Source organism: Streptomyces sp. NPDC020489 (genome assembly GCF_044386545.1).
Classification (GTDB): Bacteria; Actinomycetota; Actinomycetes; order Streptomycetales; family Streptomycetaceae; genus Streptomyces.
The window spans coordinates 199,920-223,750 of the sequence record NZ_JBIRUZ010000007.1 but is presented as its reverse complement, the minus strand read 5'-3'; the positions used below and the strand labels follow the sequence as shown (position 1 = coordinate 223,750).

The window sequence follows — 23,831 nt, the reverse complement described above, 5'->3', positions numbered from 1 at the left end:
GGCGCGAGCCCGGCCTCCGGCACGCCGGACGCCGGGCCGAGCAGCTTCCTACCCCCGCCGTACCCGCAGGCCGATGAACGCGAGTCCCAGGCCCAGGCCGATCAGGACCAGCCCGCTGCCCAGCGGGAGGATGCGCAGGACGGGCTCGGCTGGCCGCTGGGCCCGGGACACGGGCCCGGTCGGCACGGCGTCGGCGGGCACGGCCTGCCGCGTCGGGGGCGGTACGGCGGTGGGGACCCCCTCGGGAGGCCGCCCGGCCTCGGCCTCGGCACCCACCTCCTCGGCACCCACCTCCTCGGCACCCGCGTCCACCCGGCGGCCGGGGCGCTCCCGCCCCTCACCGGCCCGGCTCCCGGCACGGGACGGCTCGGCGCTGGGGGACACGGTGTCCAGCGCCACGATCCGTCGGCCACTCGGCGCGGACTCCGCGCCGTATGAGCCCCCGGCGCCCCACGACGTCCCCGCCGCCCCCAGGGCGACCAGCAGTCCCGTAGTGCCTACCGCACGTAGCCATCGCGTCACGGAACCAGCGTCACACCGGTCCCGGATTCCGGCATTCCGGGCGCCGCCGAAACACCGACCCGGAGGGCGAGGGCCCCAGCCCGGGCCGGTGATCCGGGGCTGAACAGGGCCTGTGAACGGGGCTCGACCCCGTGTCATGCGTCTGGCCCAATGCCGAACCTTCCGCCCCCGTCCCGGTCGCGGAACCCTCCACCCCGACGGAGACAACCCCGTCGTGCACGGTGGATCACCCTCCACCGGGGGCACCTCAGTGGTGAGGTGTACCGGTACGAGAGAATGGCTGCATGGAGATGCCGAGGAACGAACGGTCGTCCGAGCAACCCCAGATCCTGGTCGTGGGCCAGGACGGAATGGCGCTCGGCGGCACCGGGGACGACGACTCCCGCGAGGTCCCGGTGACGGAGATGGTGGAGCAGCCCGCCAAGGTCATGCGGATCGGCAGCATGATCAAGCAGCTTCTGGAGGAAGTGCGTGCCGCTCCTCTGGACGAGGCGAGCCGCGTCCGGCTCAAGGAGATCCACCGCAGTTCGGTGAAGGAGCTGGAGGACGGTCTGGCGCCGGAGCTCGTCGAGGAACTGGAGCGGCTCTCACTGCCGTTCTCGGACGGGGCGACCCCGAGCGATGCCGAACTGCGCATCGCACAGGCTCAGTTGGTCGGCTGGCTGGAGGGTCTCTTCCACGGGATCCAGACCACCCTGTTCGCCCAGCAGATGGCCGCGCGGGCGCAGTTGGAGCAGATGCGCCGGGCCCTGCCCCCGGGCGTCGGCCAGGACGGCGAGGAGGGCCCCGCGGCCGGCCGCTCGGGCGGACCGTACCTGTAAAGGGCCCCAGCCCTACCGCAAGGCCGCCCGGCCCCACCTGCGAGGCCGCCCGGCCCTGACCGCACGGCCCCCCGGGGCCCTGCCCGTCAGGCCGCCGCCCCACCCCGTGAAACCCGTCCCGTACCGACAAAGAAAGGGGCCGGCGATCTCGCCGGCCCCTTCCCCATGTCTCACGCCCAGGTGATCAGCCTCTTGGGCTGTTCCAGGATCGCCGCCACGTCCGCCAGCACCTTGGAGCCCAGCTCACCGTCGACCAGGCGGTGGTCGAAGCTGAGGGCCAGCGTGGTGACCTGACGCGGCTTCACCTTGCCCTTGTGGACCCACGGCTGGAGCTTGATCGCGCCGACCGCGAGGATCGCGGACTCGCCGGGGTTGAGGATCGGCGTACCGGTGTCGACGCCGAAGACGCCGACGTTGGTGATGGTGACCGTGCCGCCCTGCATGGCGGCGGGGGAGGTCTTGCCCTCCTTCGCCGTGGTCACCAACTCGCCCAGCGCCCGGGCCAGTTGCGGCAGGGTCTTGGCGTGCGCGTCCTTGATGTTCGGCACGATCAGACCGCGCGGGGTGGCCGCGGCGATGCCCAGGTTCACGTAGTGCTTCTGGACGATCTCCTGGTTCGCCTCGTCCCAGGACGCGTTGACGTCCGGGTTGCGCTTGATGGCGACCAGCAGGGCCTTGGCGATGAGCAGCAGCGGGTTGACCCGCAGCCCCTGCATCTCCTTGTCCTGCTTGAGTTCCTCGACGAGCTTCATCGTGCGGGTGACGTCGACCGTCACGAACTCCGTGACGTGCGGCGCGGTGAACGCCGAGCCGACCATCGCCGCGGCCGTCGCCTTGCGCACCCCCTTGACCGGGACACGGGTCTCGCGAGCCGTGTCGTACGTCGCCACGGGCGCGGGCGCCTGGGCGGGGGCAGCGGTGGGCGCCGGCGTCTCGACGACCGCCGGTTCCGGGGCCGCTGCCGCATGGACGTCCTCGCGGGTGATGATGCCGTCGGGGCCCGACGGCACGATCGTCGTCAGGTCGACGCCGAGGTCCTTGGCCAGCTTGCGCACCGGCGGCTTGGCCAGCGGGCGCTCCCTGACGGCGGCGGCCACGGCGGGGGCGGCCACGGCGGCAGCAGCGCCCCCGTGTCCGTTCAGCTCGCTCTGGACGGCCGCCGCGGCCTCCTGGACGGGGATCTGCGGGCCCTTGCGGGGGCGCCGCTTGGTGGAGGAGACGGCGACGCCGTACCCGACGAGCACGGGCTGGCGGCCCTCGGGCTTCTTCTCGGGTTCGGGTTCGGCGGCGGGCGCCGGTGCCTCGGCGGGAGCCGCCCCGCCCGACACGTCCACCGCGATGATCGACGTGCCCACGTCGACCGTGGTGCCCTCCGGGAAGTGCAGGGAGCGCACCACCCCGTCGTAGGGGATGGGCAGTTCGACGGCCGCCTTGGCGGTCTCGACCTCGCACACCACCTGGCCGTCGCTGACCTGGTCACCGGGCTGGACGTACCACTTGAGGATCTCGGCCTCGGTGAGGCCCTCGCCCACGTCCGGCATCTTGAACTCGCGTACGGACGCATCCGTCATCGTCGTCACGACCCTCTCCTCAGTACGCCAGGGCACGGTCGACGGCGTCGAGCACCCGGTCAAGGCCCGGCAGGTACTCATCCTCCAGGCGCGCCGGCGGGTACGGGGCGTGGTAGCCGCCGACCCGGAGCACCGGGGCCTCCAGGTGGTAGAAGCAGCGTTCCGTGATCCGGGCGGCGATCTCCGCTCCGGAGCCGAAGAACACCGGCGCCTCGTGGACGACGACCAGCCGGCGGGTCTTCTCGACCGAGGCCTGGATGGTGTCGAAGTCGAGCGGGGACACCGAGCGCAGGTCCAGGACCTCGAGGTTCCTGCCCTCCTCGGCGGCCGCTGCGGCGACCTCCAGGCAGGTCTTGACCATCGGGCCGTAGGCGACCAGCGTGAGGTCGGTGCCCTCGCGGACCACCTGGGCCTTGTGCAGGGGGCCGGGGATGGCCTCGGTGTTGACCTCGCCCTTGTCCCAGTAGCGCCGCTTGGGCTCGAAGAAGATCACCGGGTCGTCGCTCTGGATGGCCTGCTGCATCATCCAGTACGCGTCGGAGGAGTTGCCGGGGCTGACGATCTTCAAGCCCGCCACGTGCGCGAAGAGCGCCTCGGGGGACTCGGAGTGGTGCTCGACCGCGCCGATGCCGCCGCCGTAGGGGATGCGGATGACGACCGGGAGCTTGACCTTGCCCAGGGAGCGGGCGTGCATCTTGGCCAGCTGGGTGACGATCTGGTCGTAGGCCGGGAAGACGAAGCCGTCGAACTGGATCTCCACCACCGGGCGGTAGCCGCGCAGGGCCAGGCCGATCGCGGTGCCGACGATGCCGGACTCGGCGAGCGGGGTGTCGATGACGCGGCTCTCGCCGAAGTCCTTCTGCAGGCCGTCGGTGACGCGGAAGACGCCGCCGAGCTTGCCGACGTCCTCGCCCATGACGAGGACCTTGGGGTCGGTGTCCAGGGCGCGGCGCAGCGACTCGTTGATCGCCTTGGCCAGTGCCAGCTTTTCCGTCGCCATGGTCAGACCCCCTCTTCCTCTGCGAACGACGCCTGGTAGGCGGCGAACTGGGCGCGCTCCTCGTCGACGAGCGCGTGTCCGTCGGCGTAGGCGTGCTCGAAGATCGCGAAGCGGTCCGGGTCGGGCATGGCGCGGACCGCCTCACGCACTCGCTTGCCCAACGCCTCGCTCTCGGCCTCGAGTTCCGCGAAGAATCCCTCGTCCGCGTGGTTTGAGGCCTCCAGGTGCCGGCGAAGACGCAGGATCGGGTCCTTCGCCTCCCAGGCCTGGCGCTCCTCGTCGCCGCGGTAGCGGGTGGGGTCGTCGGAGGTGGTGTGGGCGCCCATCCGGTAGGTGTACGCCTCGACCAGGGTCGGGCCCTCGCCGGCGCGGGCGCGCTCCAGGGCCCACTTGGTGACCGCGAGACAGGCCAGCACGTCGTTGCCGTCCACGCGCACGCCCGGGAAGCCGAAGCCCTGGGCGCGCTGGTAGAGCGGGACGCGGGTCTGCTTCTCGGTGGGCTCGGAGATCGCCCACTGGTTGTTCTGGCAGAAGAACACCACGGGGGCGTTGTAGACCGCGGAGAACGTGAACGACTCGGCGACGTCGCCCTGGCTGGAGGCGCCGTCGCCGAAGTAGGCGATGACCGCGCTGTCCGCGCCGTCCTTGGTGATGCCCATCGCGTAGCCGGTGGCGTGCAGCGTCTGGGAGCCGATGACGATCGTGTACAGCTGGAAGTTGTTGCTGTTGGGGTCCCAGCCGCCGTTGTTCACGCCGCGGAACATGCCCAGCAGGTTCTCCGGCGGGACTCCGCGGCACCAGGCGACGCCGTGCTCGCGGTAGGTCGGGAAGACGTAGTCGTCCTCGCGGGTGGCCCGGCCGGAGCCGATCTGGGCGGCCTCCTGGCCGAGCAGCGAGGCCCACAGGCCCAGCTCGCCCTGGCGCTGCAGGGAGGTGGCCTCGGCGTCGAAGCGGCGGGTGAGCACCATGTCGCGGTACAGACCGCGCAGCTCATCGGGGGTGATGCCGGCGACGTACTTGTCGTACGTGGCGTCCTTGACGCGCTTGCCCTCGGGGGTCAGCAGCTGCACGAGCTCGGGCTCGGTGCCCGGCTGCTTCCTCGCGGTCGTGCGCTTGCCGGCCGTGCTCTTGGTACTGGCGCTGCGTCGCGATGTGCGCGCGGCAGTGCTCTCCACGGTCACGTGTGCTCCTCCGTCGGTCCGGCATCCCGGGTTCGCCGGGTGCCAGTGCGGCTCACCTGTGGCCCTGCGGACGCACGGGGTGGGTGCGGCTCGTTCGGGAACAGGCGTGACAGGTGCCCCGGCGAGCGCCCTGCACTATGGCACGTTACCCAGTGCTTCACATTTCTGTGAAACCCCTCCTGACCTGCGATTTTGCTTGGATTTCCAAGTAAAGTCGCGAAATCGGGAACAGCCGCTGGTCACAGCCTTGCAGGGGGCCGGAACAACGGCACGTTAACCCGGTGACCCAGGTCACGGGAAGAGTCCACGTGGGCTCACCTGCGGCGGGCCCGGAAAGCCTGTGTGAGACTGACCCCGTGCGCGAAGACGGAAAAATCCGGGTATTTCTGCTCGACGACCATGAGGTGGTCCGGCGCGGCGTCCATGAACTGCTCTCGGTCGAGGCCGACATCGAGGTGGTCGGCGAGGCCGGTACGGCGGCCGACGCGCTGGTGCGGATCCCGGCCACCCGGCCCGACGTGGCGGTCCTCGACGTACGGCTCCCGGACGGCAGCGGCGTGGAGGTCTGCCGGGAGATCCGCTCCGGGGACGAGAACGTCAAGTGCCTGATGCTGACCTCGTTCGCCGACGACGAGGCCCTCTTCGACGCGATCATGGCCGGCGCCGCGGGATACGTCCTGAAGGCCATCCGCGGCAACGAGCTCCTGACGGCCGTGCGCGACGTCGCGGCCGGCAGGTCCCTGCTCGACCCGGTGGCCACCGCGCGCGTGCTGGAACGGCTGCGGGACGGCGGCGGCGCCAAGAGCGACGACCGGCTCGCCCACCTCACCGAGCAGGAGCGCAGGATCCTCGACCTGATCGGCGAGGGTCTCACCAACCGCGCCATCGGCGAGCGGCTCCACCTCGCCGAGAAGACCATCAAGAACTACGTGTCGACCCTGCTGTCCAAGCTCGGCATGGAGCGGCGCTCGCAGGCGGCGGCGTACGTGGCCCGGATGCAGGTCGAGCAGCAGCGGCACTGAGACCGGCGCGCGGCATCGGGCGCCCCGCGCGGGAGAGGCCGGGACCAAAGCCTCTCCCGCGCGGGGCGGGCGCGGCCGACAGTGGTGTCATGGCCTCCGACGATCAGCTCGCCCTCGATCTGCTCGCCCGCACCGACTACGGCAGGGTCGCCACCAGCATGCGCGCGCTGCCCTTCCTCGCCTTCGCGCGGCACCTCGTCGACGGCGGGCGCGTGCTGCTCAGGCTGCCCAGGAGCTGCGGCTACCACCAGGCCTGCGCCGGCAGTGTCGTCGCGTACGGCGCGGACAACCTGAGCTCGGCGCGGCCGGGCGAGGGGCTGTGGTCGGTGCAGGTCGTGGGCGCGTGCGCGGCGTACGAGCCGACCGCCGGCGAACTGCGGCGGTTCGGGCCGACGCCCGAAGTCGTGGACGGTGAGCCGTACGAACCCGTCTATCTGCGCGTCGAGCCGCAGTTCGGCACGGTCCACTCGACCGACGGCGCCCTCGAAAGCCACTTCCCGCACACACCGTGACCGAGTGCGACTGTCTGTGACAATTCCCAGTTCACGGGCCCCCTCGGTGCCCTAGCATCTGGCGCGTGCCGCGCTCTTGTGTACCACCCCCCACGTCTCACGCGCCCCCGTTGCGCGCCCTCCTCACCCGCTACGCCGCCGGTTCCGCGGTCACCTGCGACCCCGTCGAGCAGGGGCTGCTGAACCGCGGCTACCGCCTCCGCACGACCCGCGGCCGCTACTTCCTCAAGCACCACTTCGACCCCGACACCGCCGACCCGGTCGGCATCGAACGCCGGCACCGCGCCACCCAGCGCCTGGCCGACCTCGGCGTCCCCGTGGCCCCGCCCCTGCCCGCCCACGACGGCCGGACGGTCGCCGTCGTCCGCGGCCACGCCTACGCCCTGCACCCCTGGATCGAGGGCCGCCACCGCGACGGGGGCCAGCTCACCCTGGACCAGTGCGGGCGCCTGGGGGCGCTGCTCGGGGCCGTGCACGCCGCCCTGGAGCGCGTGATGCCGCCGACAGGGCGTACCCGCCCCGCCGAGGGCCCCCACCCGGTGCACAGCGCCGACCCCGCCGACACCTTCGCCCTCATCGACGACCTGCTCGGCCGCGTGCGCCGGCACCGCCCCGCCGACCCCTTCGACGAGCTCGCCCGCCACCGGCTGCTGGAGCGGCGGGCCCTGCTGGAGCGGTACGCGGACTGGCGGCCGCCGCGGGGCGGGTGCGTGGGCTGGGTGCACGGCGACTTCCACCCGTTCAACCTGCTCTACCGGGGGGACGCGCCCGCCGCGATCGTCGACTGGGACCGGCTCGGGGTGCAGCCGCGCGCGGAGGAGGCCGTACGTGCCGCCGCGATCTTCTTCGTACGGCCCGCGGGGACGCTGGACCTGCCGAAGGTGCGGGCGTACGCGCGCGCGTACCGGCGTACGGCGGGGGTCACGCCCTCGGAGCTGGCCGCAGCCGTGCACCGGGTGTGGTGGGAGCGGCTCAACGACTTCTGGATGCTGCGCTGGCACTACGAGCGCGGCGACACCCGCGCGGACCCCCAGTTCCCGGCGGCCTCGGCGCTGGTGGTGTGGTGGACGCGGGAGTACGAGGCGGTGTGCGCGGCGTTCGCGGACTAGCCGCGGCCGGAACGGCACGCGCGTGTGCCGGGCCGTCGCCTGAGGAAACGCCACGCGCGCGTGCCGCCCGTTTCCGGGACGCACGCGCGCGTCAGGGGGAACCGGTCACTGATCCCCGACGCCGCCGTTGTCCGCGCCGGCGTCGGCCTCGCCGCCGCCGCCGCTGGTGTCGGTCGGCTCGGCGGTGTCGGTCGGCTCTGCGGTGTCCGTCGGCTCGTCGGTCGGTTCCGTGGTCGTCGGCTCGCCGCTCGGCTCGGTCGCCGTCGCCGAGGGGGTCGCGGACGGCGTGTACGACGGTGTGGGCGTCGAGTTCCACGACGAACCACCGCTGGAGGTGCCCTCGTCGGTCTGCTCCTCGGTCGCCTCGTCCGTCGGATCGTCGCTCGGCGACTCGCTGGTGGTCTCCGAGGGCTTGGTCGAGGTGGTCGGGGACTGGGTGGTGCTGTCACCCGCGCCCCCGTTCCCGCCGTGGTTCAGCGCCAGCGCGACGCCCGCCGCGATGGCGATCACCGCGAGGACGGCGAGGATCCACAGCTTGCCGCGGCCGCTGCCCCGGTTGCCGTGGCCCTCGAAGCCGCCGTCGTCCCCGCCGCCGTAGCCGGTGGGCAGGACCTGCTGCGGGATCTGGGCGGTCCCGGCGGCCCCGGGGTGCTGCATCACGGAGGTCTGGGCGAAGCCGCCCGCCGGGGTCTGCCGGCCCTCGTGCAGCGCGACCGGCCCGGTGTTCCAGGTGCCGGTGTGGCTGCCCTGCTCGTACAGCATCTGGAGCCCGTACTGGACGAGCCCGCGCATCTCCTCGGCCGTCTGGAACCGGTCGTCCGGCTCCTTGGCGAGCGAGCGCATCACCAGGCCGTCGAGCTCCGGCGGCGAGGCGTCGGAGACCTCCGACGGCGGCGTCGGGATGTCCTGGACGTGCTGGTAGACGACGGACAGCGGGGTCTCACCGGTGAACGGGGGCCGCAGCGCGAGGAGTTCGTACAGCAGACAGCCCGTCGCGTACAGGTCGGAGCGGTGGTCCACCGCCTTGCCGAGCGCCTGTTCGGGCGAGAGGTACTGCGGGGTGCCCATGACCATGCCGGTCTGCGTCATCGTCGTGGACGCGCCGTGCAGGGCGCGGGCGATGCCGAAGTCCATCACCTTCACCGCGCCGTTGTCGGTGATGATGACGTTGGCGGGCTTGATGTCGCGGTGCACGATGCCGTGCTGGTGCGAGTAGGCGAGCGCCTCCAGCACCCCGGAGACGATGATCAGGGCCTGCTCGGGCCCGGGCGCCTCGGCGTTGATCAGCAGGTCCCGGATCGTGCGGCCCTCGACGATCTCCATGACGATGTACGGGACGCTCTGGCCGCCCACGAAGTCCTCGCCGGAGTCGTACACGGCGACGATCGCGTGGTGGTTGAGGCCGGCCACCGACTGGGCCTCGCGCGTGAAGCGGGCCTTGGAGACCGGGTCCTCGGCGAGGTCGGCGCGCAGCAGCTTGACCGCCACGGTACGGCCCAGGCGTACGTCCTCGGCGGCGAAGACCTCGGCCATGCCGCCGCGGCCGAGCCTGCGGGTCAGCCGGTATCGGCCGTCGCCGACCAGCCCGCCGTTACCCCACAGCTCCGGCGCATCCGACATCCCGCCGCCAGCCGCCTCGGGGTCGGACGGGCCCTGAGCGCGCTGCTGCTGTGCCATCAGTCCTCGCCGTCGTTTCTGCCCGCGGTGCGCGCGGTGTTGTTACGGTCTCCGTCGGCCACGCTACAGCCTCCGCGCAAGCCTCCGGTCCGGGACGGGCCCGGGGGCCGGTCCGAGACGGACCGGTCATCAAAGCGATAGCACGCGCTGTCGTGCAAATCCTGTGTACCGGGCGTACGCCCCCTGTAACGCTTCCGCGACGCTTCTTTCGCGTACGGTCACGGAACGGGCACCCGGCTTGACCTGTCAGTGCCGTGGGGCAGACTTGGCCGGGAATGAGCCATTCGATCAATGACAGTCGGGCCGGCGCCTGATGGCCGATGGGGGACACGGAACATGAGCCAGGACGGCGCACACGGCCGGTACGCGGGGCGGACGATCGCCAACAACCGCTATCAGCTGCGCGACTTGCTCGGCGAGGGCGGTATGGCCTCGGTGCACCTCGCGCACGACACCGTGCTCGACCGTCCCGTCGCGATCAAGACGCTCCACACCGAGCTGGGCCGCGAGCAGGCCTTCCGTGAGCGCTTCCGCCGCGAGGCGCAGGCCGTGGCCAAGCTCACCCACACCAACATCGTCTCGGTCTTCGACACCGGCGAGGACGACCTCGCCGGCACGACGATGCCGTACATCGTCATGGAGTACGTCGAGGGCCGGCCGCTGGGCTCGGTGCTCGACGAGGACATCCGGCAGCACGGCGCGATGCCCGCCGACAAGGCGCTGAAGATCACCGCGGACGTGCTGGCGGCGCTGGAGATCAGCCACGAGATGGGTCTGGTCCACCGCGACATCAAGCCCGGCAACGTGATGATGACCAAGCGCGGCGTGGTCAAGGTCATGGACTTTGGCATCGCGCGCGCCATGCAGTCGGGCGTCACCTCGATGACCCAGACCGGCATGGTGGTCGGCACCCCGCAGTACCTGTCGCCGGAACAGGCGCTGGGCCGCGGCGTGGACGCCCGCTCCGACCTGTACTCCGTCGGCATCATGCTGTTCCAACTGGTCACCGGGCGGCTGCCGTTCGACGCGGACTCCCCGCTGGCGATCGCGTACGCGCATGTGCAGGAGGAGCCGGTCGCGGCCTCCTCGATCAACCGGGCGCTGCCCCCGGCCGTGGACGCCCTGATCGCCCGCGCCCTGAAGAAGAACCCGAACGAGCGCTTCCCGAGCGCCGAGGCCATGCGCACCGAGTGCCTGCGGGTGGCGGCGTCCTTCCAGGCGGCCGCGCCGAGCATCGTCCCCGGCGCGCAGACGGCGAGCGGGGCGGGCGTGGGCTCGGCGGTGTTCCCGCCGGTGGACCAGGCCACCCCGGCGCCCACGGGTCCCGTCCAGACGCCGTACCAGCCGACACCGAACCCGTACGGCACCCCGCCGCCCTCGACCCATTCCCCGGCCTACGGCTATCCCCAGCAGGGCGGGTACCAGACCCCGGCGCCGAACGCGTACGCCTCGACCCCGCCGCCGTACACCATCGCCCCGCAGCAGACACCGCCCGCGGGCGGCGGCCGCAAGAGCAACAAGCCGGTCGTCATCGGCTCGATCGTCGTCTCCCTCGTGGCGGTCGGCGGCCTGATCGCGGCGCTGACGCTGGGCGGGGGCGGCACGGGCGACGACGCGGGCGGCGACACCAGCGCGAGCCCGACGGTGGTGGAGGGCCACCGGGGCCCGGACACGTCGCGGACGATCGAGAAGACGGAGTGCACCGAGCCGCGGGAGTCCAACGACGACCCCGACATGGTGCAGGTGCCGGACTTCACCTACAAGAACTGGGACTCGGTCCTCGCGTGCCTCCAGGCCGCGGGCTGGCATTACGACACGACGGAGGTGGACGAGAACACCTACGGCGAGGGCACCGTGATGCGCCAGTCCCCCAAGGCGGGCACCGACGTCGACCCGAACAATGTGGATATCCAGTTCGACGTCTCGACGGGCGACCCCAGCTAGCCTGGCCTGTTACCCCCGTCACACGGGGCATGATCGTGAACATGGCATTGGCACGCCCCTCGTAGGATTCCCGTCAGCAAGGAATTCGATCTTGAAACACCGGGGGAACCCTTGAAGAAGCAGCTCAGCCGTGTCCTCGCCGTGGGCGCCGCCGTCCTCGGCGCCTTCGCCTTCTCCGTGAGCCCGGCGGCCGCCGGCGGTGTCGGTGAGTCGATCTCCGGGGCCAAGGGCACCGGGGACTTCTACTACGCGAGCAAGACCGTCGCCAACAAGATCTACCTGACGCTCGTCGACACCGCCCCCGACGGCCACCACGTCCGTATCCGGGTCCAGTCCCTCACCCCGGAGCGCGTGGTGACGAGCTACGCCTGGCGCTCGGTCACCGCCGGCTACGAGCACTCCGACACCTGGGTGACCTCCCTGACGGACGCCCGCGGCATCTGGGCGCTGCGCATCCAGGTCTGCGTCTACGAGAAGGACGACCAGCTGGGCTGCAACGAGTCGGAGTGGGACGGCAACACCTACTACTAGGCCTGCGTTGCATGAGGAAGGGGCCTGCGGTGTGCAGGCCCCTTCCTCGTGTTCACGTCCGTGCGTCAGTTGATCTTCGCGTAGCCGTAGGTGATGAGCTTCTTCACGTCCGACGTGCGCTTGACCGCATCGGGCGCGGTGAGGACCGTGCCGACCACCGACTCGCCGTTGAGCGTGGCGGCGAAGATGAGGCAGTACTTGGCCTGGGTGCCCGAGCCGGTCTTGATGCCGAGCGTGCCGTTCCAGCCGAGCAGCGCGTTGGTGTTCTCCCACGTGCCCATCGTGCGGGTGGAGCCGGTCTTCGTGATCGTCTTCGCCGTGTACTTCTTCGTCTTCACGACGGTCCTGAAGGTGGAGCTCTTCATCACGCTGCGGGCGAGCTTCGTCAGGTCGCGCGGCGTCGAGGCGTTGGAGCCGTTGCTGAGGCCGTCGAACGAGTCGAAGTGCGTGTTCTTCATGCCCAGGTTCTTGGCCATGGTGTTCATCTTGGCGATGAAGTTCTTGGTGCGGGCCGCGACCGTCGTGCCCGTACCGAACTTGTCGGCGAGCGCCATCGCCGCGTCGCAGCCGGACGGCAGCATCATCCCGTACAGCAGCTGCCGGACGGTGACCTTGTCGCCGACGATCAGATTGGCCGTCGAGGGGTAGCCCTCGCGGACCATGTAGTCGCTGACCGCCTTCTTGATCGTGACCTTGGAGTCCAGGTTCAGGTTCGACTGCGAGAGGACGACCTTCGCGGTCATGACCTTCGTGGTGGACGCGGTGAGCCGCTTGGTGTCGGGTGACTTGGAGAAGAGCGTCGCGCCGGTGGCGCTGTTCATCAGGAACCCGCCCTTGGCGTTGATGGTCGGCACGGCGACTGCCGCCTGCGCCGGTGCCGCGGTGAGAGCTCCGGTGGTGAACACCGCGCCGGTGGTCACGGCCACGGCGACGGCTCTGCGGATACGGATGCCCTGAATGCCGGTAATCAAGTGAGGTACCCCGAATACGTTGAATGCCCCTGGTGTGCGGCCGAGTTGAGCGCGAAAGCAGTGGGGCCGCATGTGTCTGACGTCTAAGTAGCACAGAAGGTTGTGCCGCCATTGGGGCGGGAGGGGCTTTCTCTGCCGGGAAGGGCCCGGGGGTCCGCATGATGGACGGCTCCCCTTGATGCGTACGTGATGTATCTATGATGTGCGCATGCCTTCAGCGCCTCTCGCCGTGTCCTCCGCCGACCGCGTCTACGACCACGTCAAGCAGGGCGTCCTGGAGCGCCGCTACGAGGGCGGGACCCTGCTCACCGAGGGCGAGCTCGCCGAGGCCGTCGGGGTCTCGCGGACGCCGGTGCGCGAGGCGCTGCTGCGGCTCCAGGTCGAGGGGTTGATCAAGCTCTACCCGAAGAAGGGCGCGCTGGTCCTGCCCGTCTCCGCGCAGGAGATCGCGGACGTGGTCGAGACCCGGCAGCTCGTCGAGGAGCACGCCGCCCGCAAGGCCGTCCCCGCCTCGCCGCTGCTCATCGCCCGGCTCGAGGAACTCCTCGCCCGGCAGAAGGAGCAGGCCGCCGCCGGGGACCTTGCGGGCGCCGCCGTCACCGACCGCTGCTTCCACGCCGAGATCGTCCGCAGCGGCGGCAACGAGATCCTCTCCCGCCTCTACGACCAACTGCGCGACCGGCAGCTGCGGATGGGCGTCGCCGTGATGCACGCCCACCCCGACCGCATCACCAAGACCCTCGTCGAGCATGAGCAGATCCTCGACGCCCTGCGCTCCGGTGACGCGGAGGCGGTCGTCGGTCTGATCCACGGGCACGTCGAGTGGTTCTCCCATCTGGCCCGGGGGGAGGTCCGATGAACACCGGCCTTCCGGGCGACCCTCCGGGCGGCCGCCGCGCGATCGCCGTCTGGGGCATCGGCGTCTCCGTCTACTTCGTCGCCGTCATCTTCCGTACGTCGCTGGGGGTGGCCGGCCTCGACGCCGCCGACCGCTTCCATGTGAACGCCTCCGCGCTGTCCACCTTCTCGATCCTCCAACTCCTCGTGTACGCGGGCATGCAGATACCCGTGGGCCTGCTCGTGGACCGGCTCGGCACCAAGAAGGTGCTGACCCTCGGGGTGGTGCTGTTCACGGCCGGACAGCTCGGCTTCGCCTTCTCCCCCTCGTACGGCACGGCCCTCGCCTCGCGCGCGCTGCTGGGCTGCGGTGACGCGATGACGTTCATCAGCGTGCTGCGGTTGGGCAGCCGCTGGTTCCCGGCCCGGCGCGGACCGATGGTCGCGCAGTTCGCGGGGCTGGTCGGCATGGCGGGCAACCTGGTGTCGACCCTGGTCCTGGCCCGGCTGCTGCACGGCATCGGCTGGACGGCCGCCTTCGCGGGCAGCGCGCTCGCCGGTGTGGTCGTCCTGGTCCTGCTGCTGCTCTTCCTCAAGGACCACCCCGAGGGACACGAGCCGGAACCCCTCTCGCACCAGGGCGCGGCCTACGTCCGCCGCCAGATCGTCGCGTCCTGGCGGGAGCCGGGCACCCGGCTGGGACTGTGGGTGCACTTCACCACCCAGTTCCCCGCGATGGTCTTCCTGCTGCTGTGGGGACTGCCGTTCCTGGTCCAGGCCCAGGGCCTGTCCCGGGCGACCGCCGGCGAACTGCTCACCCTCGTCGTGCTGTCGAACATGGTGATCGGACTGGTCTACGGCCAGGTCGTCGCCCGGCACCACGAGGCGCGGCTGCCGCTGGCCCTGGGGACCGTGGGGGCGACGGCGCTGGTCTGGGCGGCGACGCTGGCCTACCCGGGCGAGCACGCGCCGATGTGGCTGCTCGTGGTGCTCTGCACGGTGCTGGGCGCGTGCGGGCCGGCCTCGATGATCGGCTTCGACTTCGCACGGCCGGCGAACCCGCCGCAACGGCAGGGGACCGCGTCCGGCATCACCAACATGGGCGGGTTCGTCGCGTCGATGACGACCCTGTTCGCCGTCGGGGTACTGCTGGACGCGACCGGGGACGACTACCGGGTCGCCTTCTCCGCGGTGTTCGTCCTCCAGGCGCTGGGGATCAGCCAGATCCTGCGCCTGCGCGGGCGGGCGATCCGCCGGGAACGGGAACGGCTGGTGGCGAGCCGGGTCGAGACGGTGCACGTCCCGGCGTAGCGAAGGGGCGGCCGCCCGGCCCCTTCCGCCGGGTCACCCGGGCCCTCCGTCGTACACCACCGGGCCGCCCACCGCGGCGAAATCCCTGATCTTTCGCTCGCAATCGCGAACATACCTGCGTGAGTTGGAGAGTTCGATGTGCTCCGCCCTACGTTCCGCAGCGGAGGTGGTTCATATGATCGAACCCAGCAAGCATCAGCCCGACCCCGGACGCAACGCGACGCGATCGACGTCAGCGACTTCGTGTACGCGGCCACCGGTTCGCGTGTCCGCAGGCTGACGATGCCGGACGGGACGCACTGGTTCCCGGCGGTGGACGTCTGCAAGCAACTGGGGCACAGCAACTCTCGACAGGCTCTCGCCGACCATGTTCCGGCAGACCATCGAGAGACACTCGAGACCGTAACTGGAGCTTACGGTCTCAGCATTCCCGCAGGTGGAGAGTGGCGTCGAGACCTGAATGTCATCTCACTCCAAGGTCTCATCCGACTCGTCAACGCCTGCACCAAGCCTGCCTGTGTCCCCTTCAAGGAGTGGGCCACGGAGGTCATCGGTGGCGGTGGTGATCGCTCCCGTGCTGGTCGAGGAGGGTGAACTGCGGCAGCCGCTCGACTCGCTCGCCGCTCGCACCGGTCTGTCGGTCCACCGCGTCAACGAATGCCTGCGCCTGCTGCGCAAGCACGCCTGCATCCACCCGCGCGGCGGTGACGAGGACGGGACGCCGATCTACGTGCTCAAGCGCTCCTGATCGAGTCCGCGCGCACAGGTGAAGGGGCGGCCGCAATCCGAAGTTGCGGCCGTCCCTTCAGGTTGCAACCTACCGCCGCCGAGCGCCCCGGTGGGGCTACTGCGTGACCGTGAAGTTCCGCAGGATCGCCGCCGTCAGGGCCGGGTCGCCCTCCGTCTTCAGTCGGTCCGACACCGCCTCCGCGCTCACGCGGCCGCAGGCGAGGCGGACGTAGGTCTCCCAGTCGAGGCTGAGGGTGGCGGCCGGGCCGAGGGCGGGGACCGTCTCCAGGGTGCCGCGGCCGTGGATGTCGACGCGGATCGTGCGCAGGAACTCCACGGGGCCGTGCACGTCGAGGACGATCGCCGAGCTGCGCGGGGCGTCGGCCTTCTCGGCGACCACGGCGGGCAGTTCGGCGAGCAGGACGTCACGGGCGATGTGCGCGCCGGGGGAGTCGAGGTTGCCGGGGCGGCCGAGGGCGGTGCGCAGGTCCTGTTCGTGCACCCAGACGTCGAAGGCGTGCTTGCGCATGGACTCTTCGAGAGTGAGTTCGGTGCCGAGGGGGCCGCGGACCTTGGTGCCCGGGTCCCGCGACTCGTTGCGCAGCTGGCGGTTGCGGCGGATGATCACGTACTCCAGCTCGGAGGTCATCTCCGGCGCGGTGTGGTGACGGCGGACGTCGACCTGCATCTCCATGTAGCGCTGGTGCTCGTTGGTGACGTGGAAGAGGTCACGCGGCAGGCTGTGGATGGGCCGCGGGTCGCCGAGCATCTCGCAGTCCAGGCCGATGACATGGGAGACCACGTCCCGCACCGACCACCCCGGGCACGGGGTGCGCCCGTTCCACTCTCCCTCCACCAGCGGGCCCACCAGCTCGGATATCGCTTCGATGGAGTGGGTCCAGGCGTCGGCGTAGGGCTGGAGGGTGGGATGCAGACTCACGGAACAAGACCCCTCGCGGTCGGAGCACGGGCTGGTGGTGGCGGCGTTGCCAGTAGGAGGTGCGGCTGTCGGTGGCGTCTCGGAACTCCCCCACTTCTCGACTACGCTCGAACCGGGGGGGACCCCCCAAAGTTACGCTGCTGCGAGACACCCCGGCAGTGCTTTCGTGTGACGATCGTAGGCCCGTGTGGACGGCTCGAATGCCAGGACGGTGGTAGTGTGCGCGCCTCGTTGCTTCAGATCGCCGTAAGTGAGGGCGAATCAGTCGAATCGCGCCGGCGGCGGGTCGCCTCTCTGGTACGGGAACAGGCCGGTGCCGATCTGGTCGTGCTGCCGGAGCTGTGGACCACCGGCGCCTTCGCCTACGAGGGGTTCGGCGCCGAGTCCGAGCCCGTCGACGGGCCGACGTACGAGGCCATGGCGAAGGCCGCGAGCGACGCGGGCGTCTGGCTGCACGCGGGCTCGATCCCCGAGCGGGCCGACGACGGGGCGCTCTACAACACCTCGCTCGTCTTCTCCCCCTCCGGCGACCTGATCGCCGCCTACCGCAAGATCCACCGCTTCGGCTTCGACAAGGGCGAGGCCGTGCTGATGGGCGCGGGCCGGGACCTGGTGACGGTCCGGCTGCCCGAGACCACCCTGGGCCTCGCCACCTGCTACGACCTGCGCTTCCCCGAACTCTTCCGCGGCCTCGTCGACGCCGGCGCCGAGACCCTGGTGATTCCGGCGGGCTGGCCGGAGCGCCGCCGGGCGCACTGGACGCTGCTGGCCCAGGCGCGGGCGGTCGAGAACCAGGCGTACGTGCTCGCCTGTGGAACGGCCGGGACCCACGCGGGAGTTCCGCAGGCCGGTCACTCGATCGTGGTCGATCCCTGGGGCGAGGTGCTGGCCGAGGCGGGCGCCGGGGAGGAGGTCCTCACCGTCCGGCTCGACCCCGGCAAGGTGGCCCTGACCCGCGATCAGTTCCCGGCCCTGAAGGACCGGATGCTCGGCCTCGACCCGCCCCGGCGCTAGAGACCGGGCCGCTGGAAACCGGGCGCCTCAGTCGGACTCCCGCTCCTTCTCGGCGAGGTGGATCACGCACACCGTCACGGCGATCAGCAGCGCCGGGTCCGCGTCCTCCCGTACGACGTCCACGCCGTAGGTCTCCCGCACGTGCAGCCACCGGCGGGAGACCACGGCGAGCAGCTCGCCGTCGTACTCGATGGCGAACTCCCGGTCCAGGACCTTGCCGCTGACGTCGAGTTCGGTACGGCCGTCCGCCAGGGCCACCCGGTAGTGGTTGCGCAGCAGGGACAGGCGTTTGCGCTTGACGGTGGCCAGGGGCTCGCCGTCCCGCTCGATCAGCATGGTGTCCCGCAGGGCGAGCATCTTCTGCCGGATGTCGATCAGGACACGGCCCCGGGTGTCCTTCAGCTCGAAGGTGTCGCGCAGCCGCATGGCCTTGCCGTCGACGAGGAACGCCTTGGTGCCCTGGTCGTCCTCGATCCAGTAGTCGTCACCGAAGCCGAGGAGCCGGTCGCGTACGAGGAATCTCATGCCCTACCGCTTCCCCGCCGGGCGCGACGGGACGCCGACACTAGGCCGACGGACTGACCCCCGGGTGCGCGCCGCACCGGCTGCCGACCCGACGGCCGGTGTCCGCGTCCCCACCCGATTGCCCCGCGACAGCGAGGGCGATGGCCAGGGGCGGGCGCCGAACTCTCCCGCACCCCGCAGCCGTCGATCAGGCGCCGTAGCCGTCGCTGTAGCCGTCCCGGCGTCCGGGGTGCCGCTCGTCGATGACCGGTGTGGTGGGCGGCACCACCACGCGCCGGCGCCTGGCGATGCTGCTGAACGTCGCGACACCGATCAAGCCGACGATCATGAGGATGACTCCGACCAGGTCGAGGTTGACCCCCTGCATCTCCCAGTCGGTCGCGAACGTGAGTATGGCTCCCGTGGCGATGAGGATGATGCATCCGCCGAGGCCCATGAGTGTCGCCTCCCTGTCCGGTCCGGTCGTTCCGGTCCGAACTCGCGTGTACCCGGCCCGGCGGCGGCTATCCCTCCAGGAACGCGGCCAGCGCGTTCGCGAGCAGATAGGGGTCGTCCGCTCCGCACAACTCCCGCGCGCTGTGCATGGAAAGGATCGCGACCCCGATGTCCACGGTCCTGATGCCGTGCCGGGCCGCGGTGATCGGGCCGATCGTCGTCCCGCACGGCATGGAGTTGTTGGAGACGAAGGACTGGAACGGCACACCCGCCTTCTCGCAGGCGGCGGCGAACACCGCGCGGCCCGAACCGTCCGTCGCGTAGCGGTTGTTGACGTTCACCTTCAGGATCGGGCCGCCGTTGACCCGCGGGTGGTGCGTGGGGTCGTGGCGCTCCGCGTAGTTGGGGTGGACGGCGTGGCCGGTGTCCGAGGACAGACAGACCGTGCCCGCGAAGGCCCGCGCCCGGTCCTCGAACGACCCGCCCCGCGCGAACACCGAGCGCTCAAGGACGCTGCCCAACAGCGGCCCGTCCGCGCCGGTGTCCGACTGGGAGCCGTTCTCCTCGTGGTCGAAGGCGGCGAGCACGGGGATGCAGGGCAGCGCCGGCGCGGTGGCGGCGGCGGTCAGCGCGGCGACCCCGGCGTGCACGGAGATCAGGTTGTCCATGCGCGGCCCGGCCACCAGGTCCTGGTCGCGGCCCAGGTAGGCCGGGGGCTCCACGGAGTGCACCATCAGGTCCCAGCCGGTGACCTCGCCCGCGGTGAGCCCGCTCTCCTCCTCCAGGAAGGCGATCAGGTCGCCCTCGCGGACGTCGGAGCCGAGGCCCCACACGGGCTGGAGGTGGCGCTGCTTGTCGAGCTTGAGGCCCTCGGACGAGACCGAGCGGTCCAGGTGGATGGCGAGCTGCGGCACCCGCAGCAGCGGCCGGCCGATGTTCACCAGCCGCGTGGACCCGTCCCGCAGGGTCAGCCGGCCCGCGAGCCCCAGGTCGCGGTCGAGCCAGGAGTTCAGCAGCGGTCCGCCGTAGATCTCCACGGCGACCTGGCGCCAGCCGTGCGCGCCGGCGTCCGGCAGCGGCTTGACGCGCAGGTTCGGCGAGTCGGTGTGCGCGCCGACGATCCTGAACGGCGTGTGCGGCTCGGCCCCCTCGGGGACGTACCAGGCCATGATCGCGCCGCCGCGCAGCACGAACTTGCCGCCGCTCGTCCCGTCCCAGGCGTCCGTCTCCACGACCTGCCGGAAGCCGGCCTTCTCCAGCCGCTCGGCGGCGTTCGCCACCGCGTGGTACGGCGAGGGGCCGGCGGCCAGGAAGGACATCAGGTCATCGGTGTGACCGCGGTCGAAGCGGGAGGGTTCGCTCATGGGGTTCACCTTAACGACGTCACAAGGGCCCCTTCCCGGCGGCGGGAAGGGGCCCTTGTGAAGGCTGAGGGGCAGCTGTACGGGTGTGTCCGGGAACGAGCCGTACAGCTGTTCGCTCTGTGGTGCGGGGCGTGGCTAGAAAGCGGCCTCGTCCAGCTCCATCAGGTCCAGCTCGACGCCCTGGGCGAGCTTGCGGGCGCCGGTGACACCGGGCAGGACGTTGGCCGCGAAGAACTTCGCCGCCGCGATCTTGCCGGTGTAGAACGCCTTGTCCTTGGCGGAGGCCGTCTCCAGCTTCTCGGCGGCGATCGCGGCACCCTTCAGGAGCAGGTAGCCGACGACGACGTCACCGGAGGCCATCAACAGGCGGGTCGTGTTCAGACCCACCTTGTAGATGTTCTTGACGTCCTGCTCGGTGGCCGCGAGGTCGGTCAGCATCAGGCCGACGATGGCCTCCAGCTCCACGGCCGCCTTCGCGAGGTGCTCGCGGGCACCCGCCAGCTCCTCGCCGCCCGTGCCGAGCGCCAGGAACTTCTTGATGTCCTCGGCCAGGCCGTTCAGGGCGGCACCCTGGTTGCGGACGATCTTCCGGAAGAAGAAGTCCTGGCCCTGGATCGCGGTGGTGCCCTCGTACAGGGTGTCGATCTTGGCGTCCCGGATGTACTGCTCGATCGGGTACTCCTGGAGGAACCCGGAGCCGCCGAAGGTCTGGAGCGACTGGGCGAGCAGCTCGTAGCCCTTCTCGGAGCCGTAACCCTTGACGATGGGCAGGAGCAGGTCGTTCAGGGCCCCCAGGGCGGAGAAGTCCTCGCCCGCCGCCTCCTTGACCTGGATCTCGTCCTGGATGGAGGCCGTGTACAGCACCAGGGCGCGCATGCCCTCCGCGTACGCCTTCTGCGTGATCAGCGAACGGCGCACGTCCGGGTGGTGCGTGATGGTGACCTTGGGCGCGGTCTTGTCCATGAAGTTCGCGAGGTCCGGGCCCTGGACGCGCTCCTTGGCGTACTCCAGCGCGTTCAGGTAGCCCGTCGACAGCGTGGAGATCGCCTTCGTGCCGACCATCATGCGGGCGAACTCGATGATGCGGAACATCTGGCGGATGCCGTCGTGCTTGTCGCCGATCAGCCAGCCCTTGGCGGGGTGCTGGTCGCCGAAGGTCATCTCGCAGGTGTTGGAGGCCTTCAGGCCCATCTTGTGCTCGACGTTGGTGGCGTAGACGCCGTTGCGCTCGCCCAGCTCGCCGGTCTCGAAGTCGAAGAGGTACTTCGGGACGAGGAAGAGGGACAGCCCCTTGGTGCCCGGACCGGCGCCCTCGGGACGGGCCAGCACGTAGTGGAGGATGTTCTCCTCCATGTCGTGCTCACCGGAGGTGATGAAGCGCTTGACGCCCTCGATGTGCCAGGAGCCGTCCTCCTGCTGGACCGCCTTGGTACGGCCGGCGCCGACGTCGGAGCCCGCGTCGGGCTCGGTGAGGACCATCGTGGAGCCCCACCGCTTCTCCACGGCGACCTTGGCGATGTGCTTCTGGACCTCGTTGCCCTCCTCGAAGAGGATGCCGGCGAACGCGGGGCCCGAGGAGTACATCCAGACGGCCGGGTTGGCGCCCAGGATCAACTCGGCGAAGGCCCAGATCAAGGAGCGGGGCGAGGTGGTGCCGCCGATCGCCTCGGGCAGGCCGAGGCGCCAGTACTCGGAGTCCATGAAGGCCTTGTAGCTCTTCTTGAAGGACGCCGGGACCGGCGCGGTGTTGGTCTCCGGGTCGAAGACCGGCGGGTTGCGGTCGGCGTCGGCGAAGGACTCCGCCAGGTCGTTCTCCGCGAGACGCGTCATCTCGTCGAGGATGCTCTTCGCGGTCTCGACGTCCATCTCCTCGAACGGACCCGTGCCGTACAGCTTGTCGCGTCCGAGTACTTCGAAGAGGTTGAACTCGATGTCGCGAAGATTCGACTTGTAGTGCCCCATGGCGACGGCTCCGTAAGAGATATCGGCGAGGCACCGGTGGTGCATCCTCGCGCTAGTTCACGTACTAACAAGTAGCTTCGACACGATGATGCTACCCGCCAGTAATAAATCGCAACCCTGATCCGGCCATCTGTGACGGTTCACACCGGAACGGGGAGAGTGGCGGCGAACCCCTGTCTCCCGACCGGCCCATAGCCGTCCGCCGCCCCGCCGTGCTGGGTACGCTTGCGCCCATGTACGGCTACGACCAGAGCGCGGGTACGGGGGCGCAGTACGCCACGCCCCAGCAGCAGATGCCGGGCGGGTACGGCCAGCAGCCGCCGCTGTACCCCGAGCCGTCCCCGCCGTCCCTCGCGGACGCGGTGCGCGCCTTCACCACGGGCCAGATGTCCGCGGAGGACTTCCAGCAGGTCTTCGCCACGTCCAAGGTCTACTGCCCGCGGGGCGACAACCCCGGGTTCCTCGCCCTGCACAACACCCAGCAGCCGGTGATCCCGATGTTCACCTCGCTCAAGGAACTGCGCCGGTACGCGGGCAAGGAGTCCAAGTACTTCGTCATCACGGGAGCGGAGGTCATCGACCTCCTGCCGACCGGCTACGGCTTCGTCCTCGACATGGAGGGCGAGCACCGCATGGTCTTCGACGCGAAGGCCGTCGAGCAGATGGTCGAGTTCGCGATGCGCCGGATGTACGGCTGAGTGCGCGGGGCGTACGCCTGACGCCCGTCGCCGAGAACCCGTTTCCGAGAACCCGGAGGGAATGCCCTCCGGGTTTTCTCTGTTCCGGGTAGCAGAAAGTTCAACGCTCAACTAAACTGGACGCACAAGGAGGTACCGACATGCCCGCAGTGACCGTAGAGAACCCGCTGACGCTCCCGCGCGTGGCCGCCCCGGCCGACGCCGTGGCCCGTCCCGTGCTCGGTGTCACGACCGCGCCGAGCGGCTTCGAGGGCGAGGGCTTCCCGGTGCGCCGGGCGTTCGCCGGGATCCATTACCGGCATCTGGATCCGTTCATCATGATGGACCAGATGGGTGAGGTGGAGTATGCGCCCGGAGAGCCGAAGGGCACCCCGTGGCACCCGCACCGGGGCTTCGAGACCGTCACCTACATCATCGACGGCGTCTTCGACCACCAGGACAGCCAGGGCGGCGGCGGCACGATCACCAACGGCGACACCCAGTGGATGACGGCCGGCTCCGGCCTGCTCCACATCGAGGCGCCGCCGGAGTCCCTCGTCATGTCCGGCGGTCTCTTCCACGGCCTCCAGCTGTGGGTGAACCTCCCCGCCAAGGACAAGATGATGGCGCCGCGCTACCAGGACATCCGTGGCGGCAACGTCCAGCTGCTGAGCACGCCCGACGGTGGTGCCCTGCTGCGGGTGATCGCGGGCGAGCTGGACGGCCACCAGGGCCCCGGCATCACCCACACCCCGATCACGATGATCCACGCGACGCTGGCGCCAGGTGCGGAGATCACGCTGCCGTGGCGCGAGGACTTCAACGGGCTGGCGTACGTGCTGGCGGGGCGTGGCAGCGTCGGTGCCGAGCGCCGGCCGATCCACCTCGGTCAGACCGCGGTCTTCGGTGCCGGTGGCTCGCTGACCGTCCGCGCGGACGAGAAGCAGGACGCGCACACTCCGGACCTGGAGGTCGTGCTCCTCGGAGGCCGCCCGATCCGCGAGCCGATGGCGCACTACGGCCCGTTCGTCATGAACACCCGCGAGGAACTCCAGCAGGCCTTCGACGACTTCCAGAAGGGCCGACTGGGCACGGTCCCAGCGGTGCACGGGATGACGGAGGGCGGCCTGTAGGTCGTCCGGGCGGTCGTTCGTTCCGCAGTTTCGACCTGCGGGA

22 protein-coding genes and 1 pseudogene are annotated in these 23,831 nt (G+C 70.5%); 12 read left to right on the top strand and 11 right to left on the bottom strand.

Features of this window, described 5'->3' with window-relative positions:
- Positions 1-48: 48 nt before the first annotated feature.
- Entirely contained in the window at positions 49-522 is a 474-nt protein-coding gene (locus ACH41F_RS20735) for a hypothetical protein (protein ID WP_391233367.1), read from the bottom strand.
- Between the two features lie 284 nt (positions 523-806).
- Between ACH41F_RS20735 and ACH41F_RS20730 the strand changes: the two genes are divergently transcribed.
- On the top strand, positions 807-1,343 hold the full coding sequence (locus ACH41F_RS20730) for a proteasome activator (protein WP_391233365.1): 537 nt from the start codon (positions 807-809) through the stop codon (positions 1,341-1,343).
- Positions 1,344-1,513: 170 nt separating this feature from the next.
- Here the strand turns inward: ACH41F_RS20730 and ACH41F_RS20725 are convergent, their stop codons facing one another.
- From ACH41F_RS20725 to pdhA, 3 genes are read right to left on the bottom strand one after another with little or no spacing between them, the layout of a single operon-like run.
- Positions 1,514-2,923: a 2-oxo acid dehydrogenase subunit E2 gene (locus ACH41F_RS20725; protein WP_391233363.1), complete on the bottom strand. Its 1,410-nt coding sequence runs from the start codon at positions 2,921-2,923 to the stop codon at positions 1,514-1,516.
- Positions 2,924-2,933: 10 nt separating this feature from the next.
- On the bottom strand, positions 2,934-3,914 hold the full coding sequence (locus ACH41F_RS20720) for a transketolase C-terminal domain-containing protein (RefSeq protein WP_391233361.1): 981 nt from the start codon (positions 3,912-3,914) through the stop codon (positions 2,934-2,936).
- A 2-nt stretch (positions 3,915-3,916) separates the two neighbouring features.
- Complete coding sequence (pdhA, locus tag ACH41F_RS20715; RefSeq protein ID WP_391233359.1) at positions 3,917-5,095, bottom strand: pyruvate dehydrogenase (acetyl-transferring) E1 component subunit alpha; 1,179 nt, start codon at positions 5,093-5,095, stop codon at positions 3,917-3,919.
- 356 nt (positions 5,096-5,451) lie between these two features.
- Between pdhA and ACH41F_RS20710 the strand changes: the two genes are divergently transcribed.
- The 3 genes from ACH41F_RS20710 to ACH41F_RS20700 all read left to right on the top strand — a co-directional run bounded on the left by ACH41F_RS20710 (position 5,452) and on the right by ACH41F_RS20700 (position 7,738).
- A complete protein-coding gene (locus tag ACH41F_RS20710; RefSeq protein ID WP_391233358.1) occupies positions 5,452-6,117 on the top strand; it encodes a response regulator in 666 nt (221 codons plus the stop codon).
- A gap of 89 nt (positions 6,118-6,206) precedes the next feature.
- On the top strand, positions 6,207-6,629 hold the full coding sequence (locus tag ACH41F_RS20705; RefSeq protein ID WP_391233356.1) for a pyridoxamine 5'-phosphate oxidase family protein: 423 nt from the start codon (positions 6,207-6,209) through the stop codon (positions 6,627-6,629).
- 110 nt (positions 6,630-6,739) lie between these two features.
- Positions 6,740-7,738, top strand: a complete 999-nt coding sequence (locus ACH41F_RS20700) for a phosphotransferase (RefSeq protein WP_398836861.1) — start codon at positions 6,740-6,742, stop codon at positions 7,736-7,738.
- 105 nt (positions 7,739-7,843) lie between these two features.
- Here ACH41F_RS20700 and ACH41F_RS20695 read toward each other — a convergent pair whose 3' ends face one another.
- Complete coding sequence (locus ACH41F_RS20695) at positions 7,844-9,415, bottom strand: protein kinase (protein ID WP_391233352.1); 1,572 nt, start codon at positions 9,413-9,415, stop codon at positions 7,844-7,846.
- A gap of 336 nt (positions 9,416-9,751) precedes the next feature.
- On the opposite strand from ACH41F_RS20695, the gene ACH41F_RS20690 reads away from it, so the two are divergent.
- Both ACH41F_RS20690 and ACH41F_RS20685 read left to right on the top strand, forming a co-directional pair.
- Positions 9,752-11,359: a protein kinase gene (locus ACH41F_RS20690; RefSeq protein WP_391233350.1), complete on the top strand. Its 1,608-nt coding sequence runs from the start codon at positions 9,752-9,754 to the stop codon at positions 11,357-11,359.
- Between the two features lie 111 nt (positions 11,360-11,470).
- A complete protein-coding gene (locus ACH41F_RS20685) occupies positions 11,471-11,890 on the top strand; it encodes a hypothetical protein (protein ID WP_391233348.1) in 420 nt (139 codons plus the stop codon).
- A 65-nt stretch (positions 11,891-11,955) separates the two neighbouring features.
- On the opposite strand, the gene ACH41F_RS20680 is transcribed toward ACH41F_RS20685, so the two are convergent.
- Positions 11,956-12,861 (bottom strand): serine hydrolase, encoded by a 906-nt coding sequence (locus tag ACH41F_RS20680; RefSeq protein WP_391233346.1) that lies wholly within the window; start codon positions 12,859-12,861, stop codon positions 11,956-11,958.
- Between the two features lie 208 nt (positions 12,862-13,069).
- Between ACH41F_RS20680 and ACH41F_RS20675 the strand changes: the two genes are divergently transcribed.
- The 3 genes and pseudogenes from ACH41F_RS20675 to ACH41F_RS20665 all read left to right on the top strand — a co-directional run bounded on the left by ACH41F_RS20675 (position 13,070) and on the right by ACH41F_RS20665 (position 15,757).
- Complete coding sequence (locus ACH41F_RS20675; RefSeq protein WP_391233344.1) at positions 13,070-13,720, top strand: FCD domain-containing protein; 651 nt, start codon at positions 13,070-13,072, stop codon at positions 13,718-13,720.
- Positions 13,717-15,009 carry an MFS transporter gene (locus ACH41F_RS20670; protein ID WP_391233342.1) on the top strand — a complete coding sequence of 431 codons (1,293 nt, stop codon included), beginning with the start codon at positions 13,717-13,719 and terminating at the stop codon, positions 15,007-15,009. The genes ACH41F_RS20675 and ACH41F_RS20670 overlap by 4 nt, the downstream gene beginning before the upstream one ends.
- A gap of 175 nt (positions 15,010-15,184) precedes the next feature.
- Positions 15,185-15,757 (top strand): annotated as a pseudogene (locus tag ACH41F_RS20665) (Bro-N domain-containing protein).
- Positions 15,758-15,853: 96 nt separating this feature from the next.
- On the opposite strand, the gene ACH41F_RS20660 reads toward ACH41F_RS20665, so the two are convergent.
- Positions 15,854-16,678 carry a maleylpyruvate isomerase family mycothiol-dependent enzyme gene (locus ACH41F_RS20660; RefSeq protein ID WP_391233340.1) on the bottom strand — a complete coding sequence of 275 codons (825 nt, stop codon included), beginning with the start codon at positions 16,676-16,678 and terminating at the stop codon, positions 15,854-15,856.
- 219 nt (positions 16,679-16,897) lie between these two features.
- On the opposite strand from ACH41F_RS20660, the gene ACH41F_RS20655 reads away from it, so the two are divergent.
- Entirely contained in the window at positions 16,898-17,692 is a 795-nt protein-coding gene (locus ACH41F_RS20655) for a nitrilase-related carbon-nitrogen hydrolase (RefSeq protein WP_391233339.1), read from the top strand.
- Between the two features lie 27 nt (positions 17,693-17,719).
- Here the strand turns inward: ACH41F_RS20655 and ACH41F_RS20650 are convergent, their stop codons facing one another.
- From ACH41F_RS20650 to ACH41F_RS20635, 4 genes are all read right to left on the bottom strand, one after another.
- A complete protein-coding gene (locus ACH41F_RS20650; RefSeq protein WP_391233337.1) occupies positions 17,720-18,217 on the bottom strand; it encodes an LURP-one-related family protein in 498 nt (165 codons plus the stop codon).
- Positions 18,218-18,404: 187 nt separating this feature from the next.
- A complete protein-coding gene (locus tag ACH41F_RS20645) occupies positions 18,405-18,653 on the bottom strand; it encodes a DUF6458 family protein (protein WP_391233335.1) in 249 nt (82 codons plus the stop codon).
- Positions 18,654-18,720: 67 nt separating this feature from the next.
- Entirely contained in the window at positions 18,721-20,016 is a 1,296-nt protein-coding gene (locus tag ACH41F_RS20640; protein ID WP_391233332.1) for a M18 family aminopeptidase, read from the bottom strand.
- 135 nt (positions 20,017-20,151) lie between these two features.
- Entirely contained in the window at positions 20,152-21,978 is a 1,827-nt protein-coding gene (locus ACH41F_RS20635; protein WP_398836857.1) for an acyl-CoA dehydrogenase, read from the bottom strand.
- Positions 21,979-22,211: 233 nt separating this feature from the next.
- Here ACH41F_RS20635 and ACH41F_RS20630 point away from each other — a divergent pair, with 233 nt between their 5' ends.
- On the top strand, positions 22,212-22,676 hold the full coding sequence (locus ACH41F_RS20630) for an SseB family protein (RefSeq protein ID WP_391233329.1): 465 nt from the start codon (positions 22,212-22,214) through the stop codon (positions 22,674-22,676).
- Between the two features lie 140 nt (positions 22,677-22,816).
- Positions 22,817-23,788, top strand: a complete 972-nt coding sequence (locus tag ACH41F_RS20625) for a pirin family protein (protein WP_391233327.1) — start codon at positions 22,817-22,819, stop codon at positions 23,786-23,788.
- Positions 23,789-23,831 lie beyond the last annotated feature (43 nt).

Excerpts from the sequence above, each read along its gene's own strand:
- ACH41F_RS20730 (WP_391233365.1), top strand. The coding sequence starts at position 807 with ATGGAGATGCCGAGGAACGAACGGTCGTCCGAGCAACCCCAGATCCTG.
- ACH41F_RS20720 (WP_391233361.1), bottom strand. The coding sequence starts at position 3,914 with ATGGCGACGGAAAAGCTGGCACTGGCCAAGGCGATCAACGAGTCGCTG.
- ACH41F_RS20705 (WP_391233356.1), top strand. The coding sequence starts at position 6,207 with ATGGCCTCCGACGATCAGCTCGCCCTCGATCTGCTCGCCCGCACCGAC.
- ACH41F_RS20695 (WP_391233352.1), bottom strand. The coding sequence starts at position 9,415 with ATGGCACAGCAGCAGCGCGCTCAGGGCCCGTCCGACCCCGAGGCGGCT.
- ACH41F_RS20690 (WP_391233350.1), top strand. The coding sequence starts at position 9,752 with ATGAGCCAGGACGGCGCACACGGCCGGTACGCGGGGCGGACGATCGCC.
- ACH41F_RS20675 (WP_391233344.1), top strand. The coding sequence starts at position 13,070 with ATGCCTTCAGCGCCTCTCGCCGTGTCCTCCGCCGACCGCGTCTACGAC.
- ACH41F_RS20670 (WP_391233342.1), top strand. The coding sequence starts at position 13,717 with ATGAACACCGGCCTTCCGGGCGACCCTCCGGGCGGCCGCCGCGCGATC.
- ACH41F_RS20650 (WP_391233337.1), bottom strand. The coding sequence starts at position 18,217 with ATGAGATTCCTCGTACGCGACCGGCTCCTCGGCTTCGGTGACGACTAC.
- ACH41F_RS20645 (WP_391233335.1), bottom strand. The coding sequence starts at position 18,653 with ATGGGCCTCGGCGGATGCATCATCCTCATCGCCACGGGAGCCATACTC.
- ACH41F_RS20640 (WP_391233332.1), bottom strand. The coding sequence starts at position 20,016 with ATGAGCGAACCCTCCCGCTTCGACCGCGGTCACACCGATGACCTGATG.
- ACH41F_RS20635 (WP_398836857.1), bottom strand. The coding sequence starts at position 21,978 with ATGGGGCACTACAAGTCGAATCTTCGCGACATCGAGTTCAACCTCTTC.
- ACH41F_RS20630 (WP_391233329.1), top strand. The coding sequence starts at position 22,212 with ATGTACGGCTACGACCAGAGCGCGGGTACGGGGGCGCAGTACGCCACG.
- ACH41F_RS20625 (WP_391233327.1), top strand. The coding sequence starts at position 22,817 with ATGCCCGCAGTGACCGTAGAGAACCCGCTGACGCTCCCGCGCGTGGCC.